Source organism: Psychrobacillus sp. AK 1817 (genome assembly GCF_008807035.1).
Taxonomy (GTDB): Bacteria; Bacillota; Bacilli; order Bacillales_A; family Planococcaceae; genus Psychrobacillus; species Psychrobacillus faecigallinarum.
In genome coordinates this window covers 2,856,442-2,873,038 of sequence record NZ_CP031739.1, presented here as the reverse complement: position 1 = coordinate 2,873,038, position 16,597 = coordinate 2,856,442, and the positions used below count along the sequence as shown (strand labels likewise).

14 protein-coding genes, 1 pseudogene and 1 other annotated feature are annotated in these 16,597 nt (G+C 37.6%); of the genes and pseudogenes, 8 read left to right on the top strand and 7 right to left on the bottom strand.

Annotated features, from left to right (window positions below):
* Positions 1–172 precede the first annotated feature (172 nt).
* From D0S48_RS14360 to fabI, 7 genes are all read right to left on the bottom strand, one after another.
* The gene (locus tag D0S48_RS14360) at positions 173–382 is read right to left on the bottom strand and encodes a hypothetical protein (RefSeq protein ID WP_151112292.1); all 210 of its coding nucleotides are present in this window, start codon (positions 380–382) and stop codon (positions 173–175) included.
* Positions 375–509: a hypothetical protein gene (locus tag D0S48_RS21135; RefSeq protein ID WP_255475361.1), complete on the bottom strand. Its 135-nt coding sequence runs from the start codon at positions 507–509 to the stop codon at positions 375–377. The genes D0S48_RS14360 and D0S48_RS21135 overlap by 8 nt, the downstream gene beginning before the upstream one ends.
* A gap of 79 nt (positions 510–588) precedes the next feature.
* Entirely contained in the window at positions 589–1,782 is a 1,194-nt protein-coding gene (gene thrS, locus D0S48_RS14355; RefSeq protein WP_151112290.1) for a threonine--tRNA ligase, read from the bottom strand.
* Between the two features lie 319 nt (positions 1,783–2,101).
* Positions 2,102–2,323 (bottom strand) — a binding site (T-box leader).
* Between the two features lie 57 nt (positions 2,324–2,380).
* Positions 2,381–2,926: a GNAT family N-acetyltransferase gene (locus tag D0S48_RS14350; protein WP_151112288.1), complete on the bottom strand. Its 546-nt coding sequence runs from the start codon at positions 2,924–2,926 to the stop codon at positions 2,381–2,383.
* Positions 2,927–2,946: 20 nt separating this feature from the next.
* Positions 2,947–4,287 carry an FAD-dependent oxidoreductase gene (locus D0S48_RS14345; protein WP_151112286.1) on the bottom strand — a complete coding sequence of 447 codons (1,341 nt, stop codon included), beginning with the start codon at positions 4,285–4,287 and terminating at the stop codon, positions 2,947–2,949.
* 213 nt (positions 4,288–4,500) lie between these two features.
* Positions 4,501–6,534, bottom strand: a complete 2,034-nt coding sequence (locus tag D0S48_RS14340) for a catalase (protein ID WP_144539297.1) — start codon at positions 6,532–6,534, stop codon at positions 4,501–4,503.
* 590 nt (positions 6,535–7,124) lie between these two features.
* Entirely contained in the window at positions 7,125–7,904 is a 780-nt protein-coding gene (gene fabI / locus D0S48_RS14335) for an enoyl-ACP reductase FabI (RefSeq protein WP_144539295.1), read from the bottom strand.
* Positions 7,905–8,052: 148 nt separating this feature from the next.
* Between fabI and D0S48_RS14330 the strand changes: the two are divergent.
* From D0S48_RS14330 to D0S48_RS14295, 8 genes and pseudogenes are all read left to right on the top strand, one after another.
* A pseudogene (locus tag D0S48_RS14330) lies at positions 8,053–8,735 on the top strand (response regulator transcription factor).
* A complete protein-coding gene (locus tag D0S48_RS14325; RefSeq protein WP_151112284.1) occupies positions 8,728–9,957 on the top strand; it encodes a sensor histidine kinase in 1,230 nt (409 codons plus the stop codon). Before D0S48_RS14330 ends, D0S48_RS14325 begins: the two are co-directional and overlap by 8 nt.
* A gap of 134 nt (positions 9,958–10,091) precedes the next feature.
* Positions 10,092–10,769, top strand: coding sequence for a polyphosphate polymerase domain-containing protein (locus D0S48_RS14320; protein ID WP_151112282.1), 678 nt, complete (start codon positions 10,092–10,094; stop codon positions 10,767–10,769).
* A gap of 29 nt (positions 10,770–10,798) precedes the next feature.
* Complete coding sequence (locus D0S48_RS14315; protein ID WP_144539287.1) at positions 10,799–11,488, top strand: DUF4956 domain-containing protein; 690 nt, start codon at positions 10,799–10,801, stop codon at positions 11,486–11,488.
* A 15-nt stretch (positions 11,489–11,503) separates the two neighbouring features.
* A complete protein-coding gene (locus D0S48_RS14310; protein ID WP_151112280.1) occupies positions 11,504–13,387 on the top strand; it encodes a CotH kinase family protein in 1,884 nt (627 codons plus the stop codon).
* Between the two features lie 351 nt (positions 13,388–13,738).
* A complete protein-coding gene (locus tag D0S48_RS14305) occupies positions 13,739–13,996 on the top strand; it encodes a hypothetical protein (RefSeq protein WP_151112278.1) in 258 nt (85 codons plus the stop codon).
* A 90-nt stretch (positions 13,997–14,086) separates the two neighbouring features.
* A complete protein-coding gene (locus D0S48_RS14300) occupies positions 14,087–14,857 on the top strand; it encodes a gluconate 2-dehydrogenase subunit 3 family protein (protein ID WP_144539281.1) in 771 nt (256 codons plus the stop codon).
* Positions 14,858–14,876: 19 nt separating this feature from the next.
* Positions 14,877–16,592, top strand: coding sequence for a GMC family oxidoreductase (locus D0S48_RS14295; RefSeq protein WP_144539279.1), 1,716 nt, complete (start codon positions 14,877–14,879; stop codon positions 16,590–16,592).
* Positions 16,593–16,597 lie beyond the last annotated feature (5 nt).

The window sequence follows — 16,597 nt, the reverse complement described above, 5'->3', positions numbered from 1 at the left end:
CGGTTTTTACGACAATCTGGCCATGCTTTACGACAATAACGCGGCAGTTTACTACAATCTACGCATTTCTCACTCGTTTTGACCCCGTTTACGACAATCCTCACTATTATTACTACAATCTAGACATGCTTTACGACAATGTCGCGGTAGTTTACTACAATCCACGCATTTCTCACTCGTTTTGACCCCGTTTACGACAATCCTCACTATTATTACTACAATCTAGACATGCTTTACGACAATGTCGCGGTAGTTTACTACAATCCACGCATTTCTCACTCGTATTCACCAGATTTACGACAATCTCCACGGTTTTTACGACAATCCCGCCATGCTTTACGACAATGCCGCGGTAGTTTACTACAATCCACGCATTACTCATTCGTTTTGACCCCGTTTACGACAATCCCCACGGTTTTTACGACAATCCCGCCATGCTTTACGACAATGTCGCGGTAGTTTACTACAATCCACGCATTGCTTACTCGTTTTGACCAGATTTGCGACAATCCTCACTATTATTACTACAATCTAGACATGTTTTACTACATCCAGGCATTACTTACTCGCTTTGACCAACTTCGCGATTTATTGTCCTAGCTGCTGTTCAATAAAAGCTTCCACTTTCATTTCACCAAGACTTCCAGCTTTATGCTTCCTAACGGAAACAATCTGCTTCTCCATTTCTTGGTCTCCGATAATCAGCATGTAAGGATGCTTTTGCATTGCCGCCTCTCTTATTTTTAGTCCTATTTTTTCTACACGGTCATCTATCTCCACTCGGTATCCCTTCTGCTCTAGCTGTTGCTTTACATCTTCTGCATAAGCGACATGTGCATCTGCAATGGGTAAGACTTTTACTTGTACTGGTGCTAGCCAGAGAGGGAAACTGCCTTGAAAGTGTTCTAATAAAATAGCCATAAAACGTTCTATAGAGCCATAGATGGCACGATGAATCATGATAGGCTGACGCAATTGGTTATTCTCATCGACATACTGACAATTGAATTTTTCAGGCATTTGAAAATCAAGTTGTACTGTTCCACACTGCCAACTTCGTCCAAGCGAATCAAGTATATGAAAGTCGATCTTAGGACCATAAAAGGCTCCATCTCCTTCGTTTACTTGATAATCGACTTGTTTGCTTTTTAGTACAGATTCTAGTGCTTCTTCTGCCTGATCCCATGCCTCTACGGAGCCCATAAAATCTTCCGGACGAGTCGATAGCTCAACCTTATAGCTAAAGCCAAACTCCTTATAGAATTCATCTACTAGATCTATCACCTTAGCAAGCTCACTCTCAATCTGATCTTCCAGAACAAATAAATGTGCATCATCCTGAGTAAATGCTCTAACACGTAATAGTCCATTCAGTGACCCCGAAAGCTCATGGCGATGTACTAATCCTAGCTCAGCATATCGTATAGGCAGCTCTCGATACCCTCTTCTTTTACTATTAAAAATTAATACTGCTCCAGGACAATTCATTGGCTTTATAGCATATTTTTGTTCATCTACATCTGCAAAATACATATTTTCATGGTAATGGTCCCAGTGACCTGATTTTTCCCAGAGTTCCTGCTTCATCATAATAGGAGTTTTTATCTCCTGGTAGCCTGCTCGCTGATGCTTCTCTCTCCAAATTTTTTCAAGCTCATTTCGTAAAATCATTCCTTTCGGCAAATAAAATGGCATACCCGGCGCTTCCTCCATGGACATAAATAATTCTAATTGCTGACCCAATTTTTGGTGATTTAATCTTTCCTCTGCTTTTACTGACATAATAAATTCCTCCTATTTTTTAAATAAAATCAAAAAGACCACACCCGTCCCGGTCAAGGGACGAGTGTGGTCGTGGTTCCACCCTATTTTGTCGTACTTAATAAAAATACGACTCTCATAAAAGATAACGGTTTCCCGATTACGGATACTAGCAGTAATAGCGTTCCCCCTAATAGCTCTAAGGTGGTAAACCATTCTACTTTCTCGCAGGGCTTTCAGCCGGTGACCCTGCTCTCTAAACAGAAAACATTGAATGATTCGTGTCCTTTTCACAGCTCAAATATAAAATTACTCATGCAAAAAACCACACCCGTCCTGGTAAAGGGACGAGTGTGGTCGTGGTTCCACCCTAATTTTGCAATTCTTAAAGTGAATTGCCTCAAAATGAAGATAACGGTTCCCCGATTATGGATACTTACTGTTCACCATAATAGCTCCAAGGTGGTAAATCATTCGTTTTTCCTACAGGGATTTCAGCCGACGACCCTGCTCTCTAATAAGAAATTATCTAAATGACTCATGTCCTTTTCTTTGCCTAAAAAAGTTAAATTGATTTTTAATAGTATATTCAACAAGTTTTGAATAGTCAACTATTTTTTTAAACCATACTTCTACCCATTACAACGGTATGATAATATTCCCCTTTAGCTAGCATTTTATCGTTTTTTAAAATTCCTTCTACTTCGAAACCATATTTTTGATATAGGGCAATTGCCTTCTCGTTCGTATGTAATACGCTTAACGCAATCTTTTTAATATCATTGGCATCTGCCCAAGCAATAGATTCCTTTAAAAAATTTGTTCCAATTCTTAATCCCCAGTATTCTTTCAAGATGCAGACCCCAAACTCTACTTTATGGGCAAATCGTTTTAAATCGCTTCCCTCACACCTTGAGAATCCAACAATCTGATGATTCACTTCAGCTACTAAAAAAAGATTTTTATCAGATTGGGAATCATTTTCTATTAATTCTTTAAATCCTTCTTTATCTATAAACGCTTCCCCTTGTTCTCTATCTAGGTTTTGTGTTTCTCCATCTATTTGCAGCCTTACCTTAGACAGTTGGTCGGCATCTAATTGACTCGCAGATCTGACTGTATAGGAGATACCCCTAATATTAAATCCCTTTGACTCTATTAGCATTTCCTGTTTCCCACTTTTCTTTATTTATTCTTATCAAAATTCCTTTTAGCCAGCTGCTGTATAGGATCCCAAACCCCGTTAAACGGAGGGGCATACGCTAAGTCCAAATCTAATAAGTCAGGAAGCTTCATGCTATGGTATAGCGCAGTAGCTAAAACATCGGTACGCTTATCTACCCCATGTCCACCCACGATCTGTCCACCTAGAAGCAACTGATCTTCTTTACGATGAAGCAATTTAATCGTCATTAACTCTTTACCAGGATAATACCCTGCAATATCTGTTGCCTCCAGCGTACTTGTTTCAAAGGGAATGTCTAATTCCTTTACTTCTTTTTCTGATAGTCCTGTTCTACCAATTGACAATTCGAAGAACTTCATAATAGAGGTGCCGACAATACCTTTAAAAGGTATTTTATTACCAACCATATTGAACCCAGCTAGTCTGCCTTGTTTATTGGCAGTAGTACCCAAAGGGATATAATCGTTTTTTTGTTTGATACGATTATAATGTGTAGCACAATCACCTGCAGCGTATATATATGGGATGCTTGTTTCCATATATTCGTTTACGATAATAGCTCCATTTGAAAGAGTTTCTATTCCCGTATTCTTTAGGAAAAAGGTTGAAGGTTTTATTCCAATTGCTAACAACACTAAATCTGTCGAATAAGTCCCTTTGTCAGTCACTACAGATTGTACTCGTCCCTTCCCAGTAAATGATCGAACTTCCTCATTTAGTTTAAGCTCCACTTGTTTTTCCTTTGCTTTTTGATGTAGCATATCTGCCATCTCAGGATCAAGGATTGGCATTAACTGTTCTCCTCGTTGGATAATTCGAACCTCTTTACCAATTTCCTTTATATTTTCTGCCATTTCTAAGCCGATATATCCTCCACCTATGATGGTTACATGTTCTACTTCTTTTAAATCGGCTATTAACGCCTCCGTTTGAGGAATTGTTTTAAACGTATGTATCCCATCTAATTGTGTACCCTCCCAGTCAGGTACAACTGAACTAGCCCCTGTAGCTACTAATAGACGATCATATTTAATCTCAAAGCTTTCTCCGCTTCCTAAGACATTACCAGTAACTGTTTGATTTACAGGGTTTACTTTGGTCACTTCATGTCCAATTTTTGCATCTATCTTGTATTTGGTCCGGAACATCTCCACACTGCGTGCTATAACATCTGTTGTTGAAAACACCTTTTTACCAACAACGTAAGGTAACCCACATTGACCGTACGAATAAATATTTCCTTTTTCAAGTGTGGTAATTTGAGCGTCTGGATCATTACGGACAATCTCCATAGCAGCACTCATCCCCGCTGCATCCCCACCAATGATTACATAATGCATACACTTTTCCTCCTTTTAGTACCTCTAGTACTTCTCTTTTCAATAATGGTATTCCTTCTTATGTAAGCAATGCCCTTATATACGCCATTTAAATACAAAATTTTATGTATTTCTCTTTTTTTTAGTAAAGTGAAATGTAATTTATTTTAAAAAGGTATGCCCTTTATCATCGGACATACCTTTTCATTAATTACTATTGTTACTATAACTTTATTAAACAGCTCGATCCCAGAAGCGGTGTTTCGCCACTGCATCAATGAAAGTGTCAACAAAGTGTGTTTTGTCATTTGCAAATACACCAATTTGACCTACAAGTCCCATCTCTTCTAAAATTTCGTCTCCACTAAAAGTAGATCCAATAGGTTTATAGTGTGTAAACGCTTCTTGTACAAACAACATAGCATTCTTCTTAAACGTTGGAGTTTTTCCATCTCCACTAGCCACATAAATTGCGTCAAATAAAACAGAATCCTCGGTTAAGAATGTATGATCGACAGGTAAGCTTGTACCATTTGCTCCAGTCACACTGCCATGATGATCACTAACAATTAGCGGGAGAGCTCCTTTTGCTTTTATGCCATCTATAATGCTCAATAGCTCCTCATCGAAGCCATCGCCTACTAGTATAGCTATTTTTCTAGTATCTGGCTTCATCACTGTATTTAGCTGGCTTAACGCTGGAGAGGATTTAGTTACTGTATTGGCAGCTGTCCCTTGAACAACCATACCAAGATTTTCTGCTACCTTGCTCGCCATTTCTAAATCTACATGAGCAAACATTTCTAATACTTGCGCACGGACAGACTTCTCTACACATTTACCAAGTTCAAAGCTAAATGCATCAATGATGTGTTCCTTTTCAGGTTGACTCATACTATTCCAGAACATCGTTGCCTGAGAGAAATGATCCTTAAAGCTTTCACTACGAGCTCTTACTTTGTGTGCATCTATTTTTTCTTGATAGTGTGTATATCCACCTTCGGCCTCACTAACTGGTGTTGGAGTATTGTTAGCTAGTGAGTTTTTATGATAGCTAACTTGTCCAACGTTTATCGTTTGTCGACCATATCCATCTCGCTGATTGTTATGGAACGGACAAACTGGACGGTTAATAGGTAGCTCGTGGAAATTAGGTCCACCTAGTCTGATAAGCTGTGTATCTGTATAAGAGAACAATCTTCCTTGTAAAAGAGGGTCATTTGTAAAATCAATTCCTGGCACAACATTACCAGGGTGGAATGCAACCTGTTCCGTTTCTGCAAATACATTATCTACATTACGATTTAATGTCATTTTTCCAATTCTTTTAACCGGCACATCCTCCTCCGGCCAAATTTTAGTAGGATCTAATATATCAAAGTCAAAGGCAAACTCGTCCTCTTCTGCAATAATTTGTACACCAAACTCGTATTCTGGATAGTCACCCATTTCTATAGATTGATAGAGGTCACGGCGGTGGAAATCCGGATCCTTACCATTAATTTTTTGGGCTTCATCCCATACTACTGAGTGAGTTCCTAGCAATGGCTTCCAATGGAATTTTACAAAATGAGCTTTTCCTTCTTCATTTACGAATCGGAAAGTATGTACGCCAAAACCTTCCATCATACGATAACTACGTGGAATTGCTCGGTCCGACATTGCCCACATAATCATATGTGCAGATTCCTGATTGTTCGCTATAAAATCCCAAAATGTATCATGTGCTGTAGCCGCTTGAGGCATCTCGTTATGAGGCTCTGGCTTCATGGCATGGACTAGATCCGGGAACTTAATAGCGTCTTGGATGAAGAAGACAGGAATATTATTGGCTACTAAATCGTAGTTTCCTTCTTCAGTATAGAACTTGGTTGAGAATCCTCGAGCATCACGTGCTAGCTCACCAGAGCCACGCGATCCTGCTACTGTCGAAAACCTTACAAATACAGGGGTCTTAGAGCCAGGTGTTTGTAAGAACTTCGCTTTTGTATAAGGCTTCATGGATTCATAAAGTTCAAATTCTCCATGAGCACCGTACCCTCTTGCATGCACGATTCGCTCTGGGATTCGTTCATGATCAAAGTGTGTCATTTTTTCTCTAAAATGAAAGTCCTCCATAAGAGTAGGACCACGCTCACCAGCTTTTAAAGAAAATTCATCCTCTGAAACTTTTAAACCATGATTAGTTGTCATAGCTTTGTCTTTATCTACAACACGAAATTGTTCTAATTGTTCATTCTTACTATTTTCATTTATCTTTTTATCCAAGTTTACTCCTCCTCTTATCTAATTCGACTCTATTAGTGTAAATACCCGAAATTGTATTTAGAAAACTTCTTTTTTATAATCTTTATTAATAAGTAATAACTTTATAAGTTTTAAATATTTATGAAATTTCGCTAGCCATCGACTTTTAAGCTATTCTCTCTCCCCGATTTCTAGCAATGATGATGGCTTGTCGCTCCCCAGCTCAAAAGCGTTCGCCTAAAGCGAAAATCAGCTATTATGAGTCGGACTTTTCATGTGATTATAGCTTTTAAGATAGAATATTAAACAACTAATTTATATAGTTGAGTCAACCTTCATCTGCACTTACCACATTTCCAACACACTTGGGATTGTAGCGATAGGCGACGACTCCGGCGGGAGCAAGGAGACAGATAGCCATCACAAACGACGCGCAAGCGACGGTGATGGCTTATCGCTCACCCGCTAAAAAGCGTTCGCCTAAAGTGGAAATCAGCTATTATGAGTCATGCTTTTCATGAAATTGTATTTTATCGAGGGCAATGTGCGAGAATCTGGACAAATAAAAAAAACTGTAGTTGAATAATACCAACTACAGTTCAATAAATTATTTATCCCATAATATTATATCCAGAATCTACGTACACAATTTCCCCTGTGACACCTCTAGATAGGTTGCTAAGAAGAGCCACTGTCATATCGCCAACTTCTTCTTGTGTTACATTTCTTTGTAAAGGAGCAGTTTCTTCTATTTTGTGTAAAATTGTGTTGAAGGAAGATATACCTTTTGCTGCTAAAGTTCGAATTGCCCCTGCCGAAATCGCATTGACTCGAACATTTTGCTTACCTAAATCTAGTGCAAGATATTTTACCGAAGCCTCTAATGATGCTTTAGCTATTCCCATAACGTTGTATCCTTCTAAAACACGTTCTGCTCCTAAGTATGTCATCGTTACAATTGATCCGCCCTCTGTCATAAAAGGTGCTGCTTCTCTTGCTGCAGCTATTAAGGAATACGCACTAGTGTCTTGCGCAAATGCATAACCCTCTCTAGACGTTTTAATGAAATCATCCTTTAAATCTTCCGCATGGGCGAATGCAACAGAGTGTACAACTCCATGAATGACTCCTACTTCCTTGCCTATCATTTCGAATGCTGACTTAACGCTTTCATCACTATTAACATCGCATTCTACTACTAGCTTAGCTTCCAAGTCGTTAGCACTTAATAATTTTTGAATTTTACCTAATGATCTCTCTTTACGATAAGTAAAAATAACATTAGCCCCTACTTCATATAAGGATTTTGCAACTCCCCAAGCGAGACTTCGCTCATTTGCCACACCCATTACGACAATGTTTTTATTTTTTAATTGTATTAAGTCCTTCATAAGAACCTCCCGTTTTCACCTGTTATTAGTACCTGTTACTAACTTTAATCATACCATACGCAGCTAATTTTGTACTATGGATTTTGTTTTTTTGTCGGAGTGGTTTATTATTATTTTCATAAAGATATCGGGCGTAGGAGGAAATAACTTGAAGTTATTAATAATTGAGGACGATATTCGTTTGGCCGAAAGTATTCGAGACCTAGTGAGTGACACCTTTGAAGCCCGTATGGCTCACAACGGTGAAGATGGTTTGTTCATGGCTGAGCAAGGAATCGAAGATGTTCTAATTTTGGATATCATGATGCCAATATGAACGGCTATGAAGTATTAGCAGCTCTAAGAGAAAAAAACATTATGACCCCCGTTCTTATGCTTACTGCGAAGGATGGAATCTCCGATAAGGTCAAGGGCTTTCATCTTGGTGCAGATGATTATTTAGTTAAACCCTTTCATAGGGACGAACTACTGGTCAGACTGAATGCTCTTGTTAGAAGATCTAATAAACAAGTCAGAGACCACACCCTTTCTTTTCAGGATTTGCAATTAAATTTAATAAATAAGATGGCCTCTATTAACGGAGAGCCTGTGCAACTAAACGGTCGTCAGTTTGATGTACTGGAGTTTTTAGTAAAGAACCAGGGAACCATTGTGACAAAGGAACAATTATTCGACCGAGTGTGGGGCTTCGATTCAGAGACATCTCAAACGGTAGTAGAGGTTTATGTTAGCCACATCAGAAAAAAACTTAAGCCTTTTGGTTATGATCAATACTTTAAGACCTTTCGGGGCCTTGGATATATGTTAAGTATTGGTGAAAAAAATGTATAGAAAAAACATACTGAAGAAACAACAAAATAGATTAGTGTTACTAAATTTTATAGCATTCAGTCTGATTTTCTCCATTTTTTCTTTCATCATTTATCAGCTAGTCGAAGAGACATTATATTCCTCCGTAGACAATGAATTATTACGAGCCAAAGAGATGAGTGAACGTCCAAACAACAGAATGCCAGTTCCATTTAATCCACGAATGATTGTGCTACTTCGAGATGCAGAAGGCGCGATATTAAATGAGGAACAAATTGGGACAAGGTTTATCAATGAATTTTCTGAGGACCTCCCTTTCTCCCTTGAGACTATAGAGACGATACAGACAACAAAATTAGCAAATGACTATGTGTTTCGTTCCTTAATGTATCCAAATAGTAATGGAAGCTATACTGAATTATTAATTAGTGTGGAAGCTGAACAAAGTATAGTTAATAACTTTATAAAAATTCTATTTGTCTGTACAATCATTTTTGTTTTACTTTCGATAACAGCAAGTTATTTTTTAGCAAAAAGATCGATGAACCCCATTATTAATTCTTGGAGCAAACAATCTGAGTTTGTAGAGAATGCCTCCCATGAGCTTCGTACACCTTTAGCTATTGTGCAAAGCAAGCTGGAGCACCTGCTAACTAAGCCTGAAGATACAATTATGAACCAATTTGAAAGTATAGGCCTAAGCTTATCGGAGATTCGCAGGATGAATATAATGACCACCCATCTCCTCACTTTAGCTAGAGCAGATTCGTTGGAGCAGCAACTACAAAAAGAGCCAGTAAACTTAGGTAATTTAGTTAATGAAGTTATTCATCCCTTCTTCGAATTAGCAGAGCTAGAACAGAAAGAAATTATTACCCAAATACACAGCAAACGAACAATTTCTATTGATAAAAACCGAATTCATCAACTTCTTGTCATTCTTTTAGACAATGCCCTTAAGTACACAAGACCGCACGACAAGATCCACGTGGTATTAAGAGAAGACCCAGAGTACCTAACCATAGATGTGAGTGATACGGGTATTGGTATAAGGGAAGAAAATATAAAGCGAGTGTTTGATCGGTTTTACAGAGAGGATAAAGCTAGAATTAAGGAAACAGGTGGCACCGGACTAGGATTATCTATCGCACAATGGATAGTAGAAAGTCATAACGGTACAATTAGAGTTTCTTACAAACCATCTAGCGGAACTACCTTTCAAGTAAAGCTTCCATATAAATAATTTTTACGCCTCAAATTCAAAATAAGAATTTGAGGCTTTTTTTTATATGAAATTATTTAGATTTTAAAACTAGTTTAAGGTTTCTTTAAGGTTTGCTTTTTATACTTTGTACAGATAGGAAAGGAGGATGACATATGAACGGTAGACATGAATTGAAGCATGAAATGACAAAGGCAGATTGCTATCTCCTTAAACATAAACTCCAGCATGTCATGTCTAAGGATTCACATGCGGGACCAGATGGAAAGTACTTCATTCGAAGCATCTATTTTGATAATTTTTCAAATAAGATTCTTACAGAGAAGAAGGAGGGCTTTTATCGAAGACAGAAATTCAGAGTAAGGTTGTACAACCATAAATTCGATTACTTAAATTTAGAAAAAAAATCGAAGATCAATAACATGACATATAAAGAAAAATGTCAAATCACCCCTGAAGAGTATGAAAGAATCCGTCTTGGTGACATCGATTGGTTGCAAGCAGATGAACGAAAATTATTGAACGAGCTTCATCTTCATATGACGCTATATCAAATTAGACCAGTCAGTATCATTGATTACGCGAGGGAAGTCTTCATTAAAGAAGAAGGCAACGTCCGTATTACATTTGACAGTGATGTAAAAACAAGTTTTCATAACACGGACCTATTAAATCCCCATATACCAATGATAGACGTGTTAGATTATGGAACAGTCATAGTCGAGGTTAAATATGATGGATTCTTGCCGGATGTTATAAAAAAATTACTACAGGTTAGTGATAGACAGGCTAGTGCATTTTCTAAATACCAATTAGGCCGAATGTTTGGCTAATATATTGTTTAATAACGGAGGAAATTGAAATGAATAATAATACAACTACATTTTCAGATATTTTCAAGTCTAGCTTTTTAGACCAAACTGCTAGCTTTTCACTTGTCGATTCCTTGATAGGATTGCTCGTTTCGTTTGTCATTGGATTGTTTATATATGTTATCTACAAAAAAACATTTTCAGGTGTCATTTACTCTCACTCTTTTAATATTGCATTGATTGCCATCACAATGATTACTTCTCTTATCATTATGGGTATTTCCACAAATGTCCTATTGTCTCTTGGTATGGTTGGGGCTTTGTCAATTGTTCGTTTTCGTACGCCAATTAAGGACCCAATGGATTTAATATATCTTTTCTGGGCAATTGTTGTAGGAATTTTATGTGGTGCAGGCTTTATCCCACTTGTTATTTTAGGCTCTGTCTTGATTGGAGTCGTGTTAGTATTGTTTGTCAATAAGATATCTATTGAAGACCCATACTTATTAGTAGTAAAGTATGACAATATTCATACAGAAAAGACATTAGAAAAATTAGTTGGCAATTTATCGAAAAAGCATTCTGTAAAATCTAAGTCAGCTGTTGGAAAACAATACTTTGAAATAACATATGAGGTTCAGTTGAAAAAAGAAGAACAAAATATCGTTAATATCATTGCAGATGTAGAAGGAGTTTCTTCGGCTGTAATGCTTAGCTATGATGGCAATTTCACTGCATAAAAAGGAGGATACAACATGAAGAAATCACATGTATTCTTAGTGTTTATCATCCTAATATGCCTCTTTCTAAGCTTTCTATATTTATATCCAAAATTAGGATTGGAGTCTGCTGATAGAGGTTATCAATACATGAATACAGTTTTCAATCAGGAACAAGTCACTAACGTTGACATAGAAATGGCTGACAGTGATTTTGATTCAATGATTAAAAATGCATCGGATGAAGAAATATTCGAGGCAAACGTCACTGTTAATGGGACTACTGTAAATAACGTAGGGATTCGTACGAAAGGAAATCTATCACTTCGTTCCGTCGTACAAATGGATGATTCCGAAAGATATAGCTTTAAGATTGATTTCGATTACTATGACAGCACGAAAAGCTTAGACGGATTAAAAAAATTAAATTTAAATAATAATTACAGTGACGCATCGCAAATGCGTGAATACATGTCCTATAAATTAATGGAGCAATTTGGAATCGCCACTCCAGGCTACTCCTACATGTACGTCTCCATCAATGGTGAAGAGCGAGGGTTATACCTCGGAGTTGAAGCAATAGAAGAAACATTCCTAGCACGTAATTTTGATAAAGGCTCAGACTCCTTATATAAACCTGATGGTGCAGGAAGCGACCTTCAGTATATTTCGGAGAACTATGAGGATTATTCTGGCATCGGGGCAAAGACATCTATTAGCGTTCAGGATGAGAAAGAGTTTCTGAAATTTATCAGTGCTATTAATGAGGAAGGTTCCAACTTAGGACCCGTATTAGATATCGATGAGATGCTTCGATACTTTGCTGCCAATACAGCCCTTGTTAATATGGATAGCTACCAAGGAAATATGAAGCACAACTACTATCTATACGAAGAGGAAGGGATTTTCTCTATATTGCCTTGGGATTATAATATGTCCTTTGGAGGCTTTGGTGCTGGAGGAGCCCCTGGTGGTGGCGGAAAAACTGGATTCCTGGGTCAAGGAAATGAACGAGCGGAAGCTGACGAAAACCACTCCTCTCCTGCTGTCGCCCCCGAAACAAATGAAGCTACTCTGCCACAAGGTGCAGAAGACACAAACTCAAACCTGGAGAATAGACCACACAATCGTGGACAAATGGGCATGGGAATGATGGGTGGTAATGCTGTTTCAGAAGAAAACATTAACTTAAGCATTTATGAGCCCGTTAGCGGAGTTACAATGGAGGATCGTCCTCTTGTTAATGCGCTTCTAACTGATGAAGAGAACATTACTATATATGAAGATTATTTAAATGAGATAGCAACTACCTTTTTAGACAAGGATTCATTTACTTCTATGGTAGATGAAATTCATACAATGATTAAACCATACGTAGAGAAAGATCCTACAGCTTTTTTCAGCGTGGATGAATTCGAGGAAGACGTATATGGTGAAACAGGAATTATAGAATTTGCAAGCCAAAGAAGTGATTCTATATTAGCTCAGCTATCAGGTGAATTAGTCGTTCAAAATAACACCACCTCCCTTGAACAAGCTAATCCTTCCGAGGAAGGAAATCTAGCATCCGAAGGAATGGAGCCTCCTAATGGCGAGCAAATGCCAGAAGGTTTTGAAGCGCCGGAAGGGATGGAGCCTCCTAACGGTGGGCAAATGCCAGAAGGTTTGGAAGCACCGGAAGGGATGGAGCCTCCTAATGGTGGGCAAATGCCAGAAGGTTTGGAAGCGCCGGAGGGGATGGAGCCTCCTAATGGTGGGCAAAAGTCTAATAATGCTATGTCTGGATTTGGTCGAGAAGGATCTTCAGAGAGCCAGTCAACAGGCTACTCCAATGTATTTGTAATAACTTCCGCAGCTGGGATTGTTATACTCTTAGCTTTAATCTTTATAGTGAATCGTTTTAAACGTAGAAGATCATAACTAAAATAAAGCTTCTCTCGAGTTTGGAGAGAAGCTTTATTTATTATATCAGAATAATAAGAAAGCATACAAACCGATGAAAATAGATAAATACTTATATTTGTATTCATGCCCTCCTCTCTATTAATAATATCTTTCCTCCATTCAATAACATTTTAATATTAGGATTGTTTATTACTAGTCCCCCTCTATAAACCGCTATACTATGCCAATATAACCAATTAATTATTTTTTCTGAATATAAAAACTTTTTAAAATGAGTAGATTTTATGACAAATAAGAGTAAAATTGAGGACGGTTATTTTTTTAGATTATTAAGTGATAATTTTTATAAAAGAAAGAGGAAAAGATGTGTCAGCTTACAATTTAGCAGAATTAAAAATATTAAACCAAGTACTTTTTGCATTATTTATAGTAGCAGATTTAGCACTTGCTTTATTTTTCTATAACTCTTCATTTCCTTGGTTTGCTTTACTAGGCTCTGGAGTCGGGCTAGCAATTATAGTTCTTTGTTGGACTGGTAAAAAACATGGATATTTTATAGGTTCCCTTTTAGTGTTTACAGTTTTATTTTCGTTAGTATACAACTGGAGTAATCTTATTCACTAATGAAAGTAGTTAACAAATTTTTTTATCCAGATATTTACTTAAGTAAATAGTTACATGAATTTTCAATCATTTTATGTTGGAGGTATTTATATGTCAGAACAGGAAACAAAAAATCAATTTCTAGAAAAACGTTCTTCTAGACGTAAATTTATAAAGAATTCAGGATTAACAGTAGGTGGAGTAGTTTTAGGTGGTGCTCTTGGGAGTCTATTAGGAAAAGACTCCACTGAAGTAACTAAAGAATCTCATGTTGCATCTAAATCTTCTACAAACTACAATCAAGCACTTATGTATTTTGATCAAGCTCAATTCGCTACAATCGAAGCGGCGACAGAACAAATCTTCCCAAAAACGGATGCAGGCCCTGGAGCAAAAGAATTACTGGTTACTTACTACATCGATCATCAGCTGGCGGGAAACTGGGGACTTAACGCTAAGGAATACATGAGCGGTCCTTTCTATCCTGCGGAGGCTACAGCTTTATTTGGACATCAAACTCACTTAAATAGACAACAAATATTTGACTTAGGTATTGAAGCATTAAATGCAGAAGCAAAAAAACAATATGATAAAAAATTTGCTGAGGTTAGTGATGAAGAGCAAATAGCTATTCTAACAGCTATGGAAGCTGGAGAAATTACTTTAAATGGCGCAGTTAGTTCTAGTTATTTCTTTAAACTACTGAAAAGTGCAACCATCGAGGGTGTTTATTCAGATCCTTTATACGGCGGAAACAAGGATATGCAAGGCTGGAAAATGAAAAACTTCCCTGGCCATCAAATGAGCTATACAGACATTATTGAAAAAGAAGAGTTCGTCACTTTCGAACCTAAGAGTTTAAATTCACAACACAATCATTAATTTAAGGGAGTAAATAATTATGGCTAAAAAATTACCAAAAACAGATATAGTTTTAGTTGGAGTCGGCTGGACTGGAGGTATAGTCGCTGCCGAATTAACTAAAAAAGGTTACAAGGTAGTAGGTTTAGAACGAGGAAAATCTCGTTCTACCGAAGACTATATGATGGTGCATGATGAGTTAAGATATCAACAAAGAAATGAAATGATGCAAGACCTTTCGAAGGAAACTGTAACAGTACGTCATAATCCTTCACAAAGAGCATTGCCTTATCGCCAACACGGTTCATTTTTAATCGGTGATGGTGTGGGTGGTTCCGGGGAACACTGGAATGGTTTAACTTACCGTTTCTTTCCATATGACTTCGAAATTTATACAAAAACGGTAGAACGTTACGGAAAAGATAAAATTCCTGCAGATATGCCACTTCAAGACTGGGGTATCACTTATGATGAGCTAGTACCTTATTTTGAGAAGTTCGAGGCAATGGCAGGTATTTCAGGTGAAGAAAACCCACATCCAGATGTTCCAAAGGTAAAATATCCAACTGTACCATTAAAAGAAACGCCATCTATGAAAATGTTCAGAGAAGCTGCAAAGGGATTAGGATATCATCCTTATATTGCACCAGCTGCCACTCTTTCTGAAAGCTATACTAATCCTGATGGAATATCACGTGGTGCTTGTCAATATTGTGGTTTCTGCGAAAGATTCGGATGTGAGTATGGATCTAAAGCATCTCCTGTAGTAACAGTGTTACCAGTAGCAAAAGAAACTGGTAATTTTGAAGTCCGTACGTTCTCTGTTGTTCGTCGAGTACTTCATACGAACGGAAAAGCAACTGGAGTATTATACGTTGATACCCGCACTGGAGAAGAGTATATACAAGAGGCTGATGTAGTCGTGGTTTCTGCATATGCACTAAACAACATTAAAATCTTATTGAACTCTAAACTTGGTCGTCCTTACAATCCTGAAACTGGTACTGGAGTTATTGGAAAAAACTATGCATACCAAATGACTTCTGCTGCTTCTACTGGTTTCTTTAAAGATAGAGAATTTAACCTTTATGCAGGTACAGGTTCACTTGCTGGAGTAATAGACGATTTCAATGGCGATAATTTTGACCACACTGATTTGGACTTCATTCATGGCGGTAACATTGCACTAGGACATTATGGTAAACGTCCTATTTCAAATAATACTGTACCAAAAGATACTCCAGGCTGGGGTAAAGAATATAAAGATGCGAGTATTTTCTGGGCAAATCGCAGTTTATCAGTAGGTTCCCAAGGCTCTGTAATGCCTCATAAAGATAACTATATTGACTTGGATCCAACTTATAAGGATGCATTTGGTGATCCACTTATTCGTATGACGTTTAACTATCATGATAATGAAAAAAATCAGCAAAAATATATTAAAGAAGTAACAGCTAAGATTCTTGAAGAAATGGGAGCAGAAATGATTTCAGTTCCTGGAGATCAAGGAGATTGGGATACTACCAAATATCAAACTACGCACAACACTGGCGGAGTAATTATGGGCGCAAATCCTGAGACAAGTGCCCTAAACAACTACCTACAAATGTGGGATTGTGAAAATGTCTTCGTACCAGGGGCATCCGCATTCCCTCATAACTCAGGAATGAACCCTACAGGTACAGTCGGAGCATTAGCTTACCGTACAGCAGAAGGTATTGAAAAATATTTAAAAACAGGCGGATTATTAGTCTAATAATA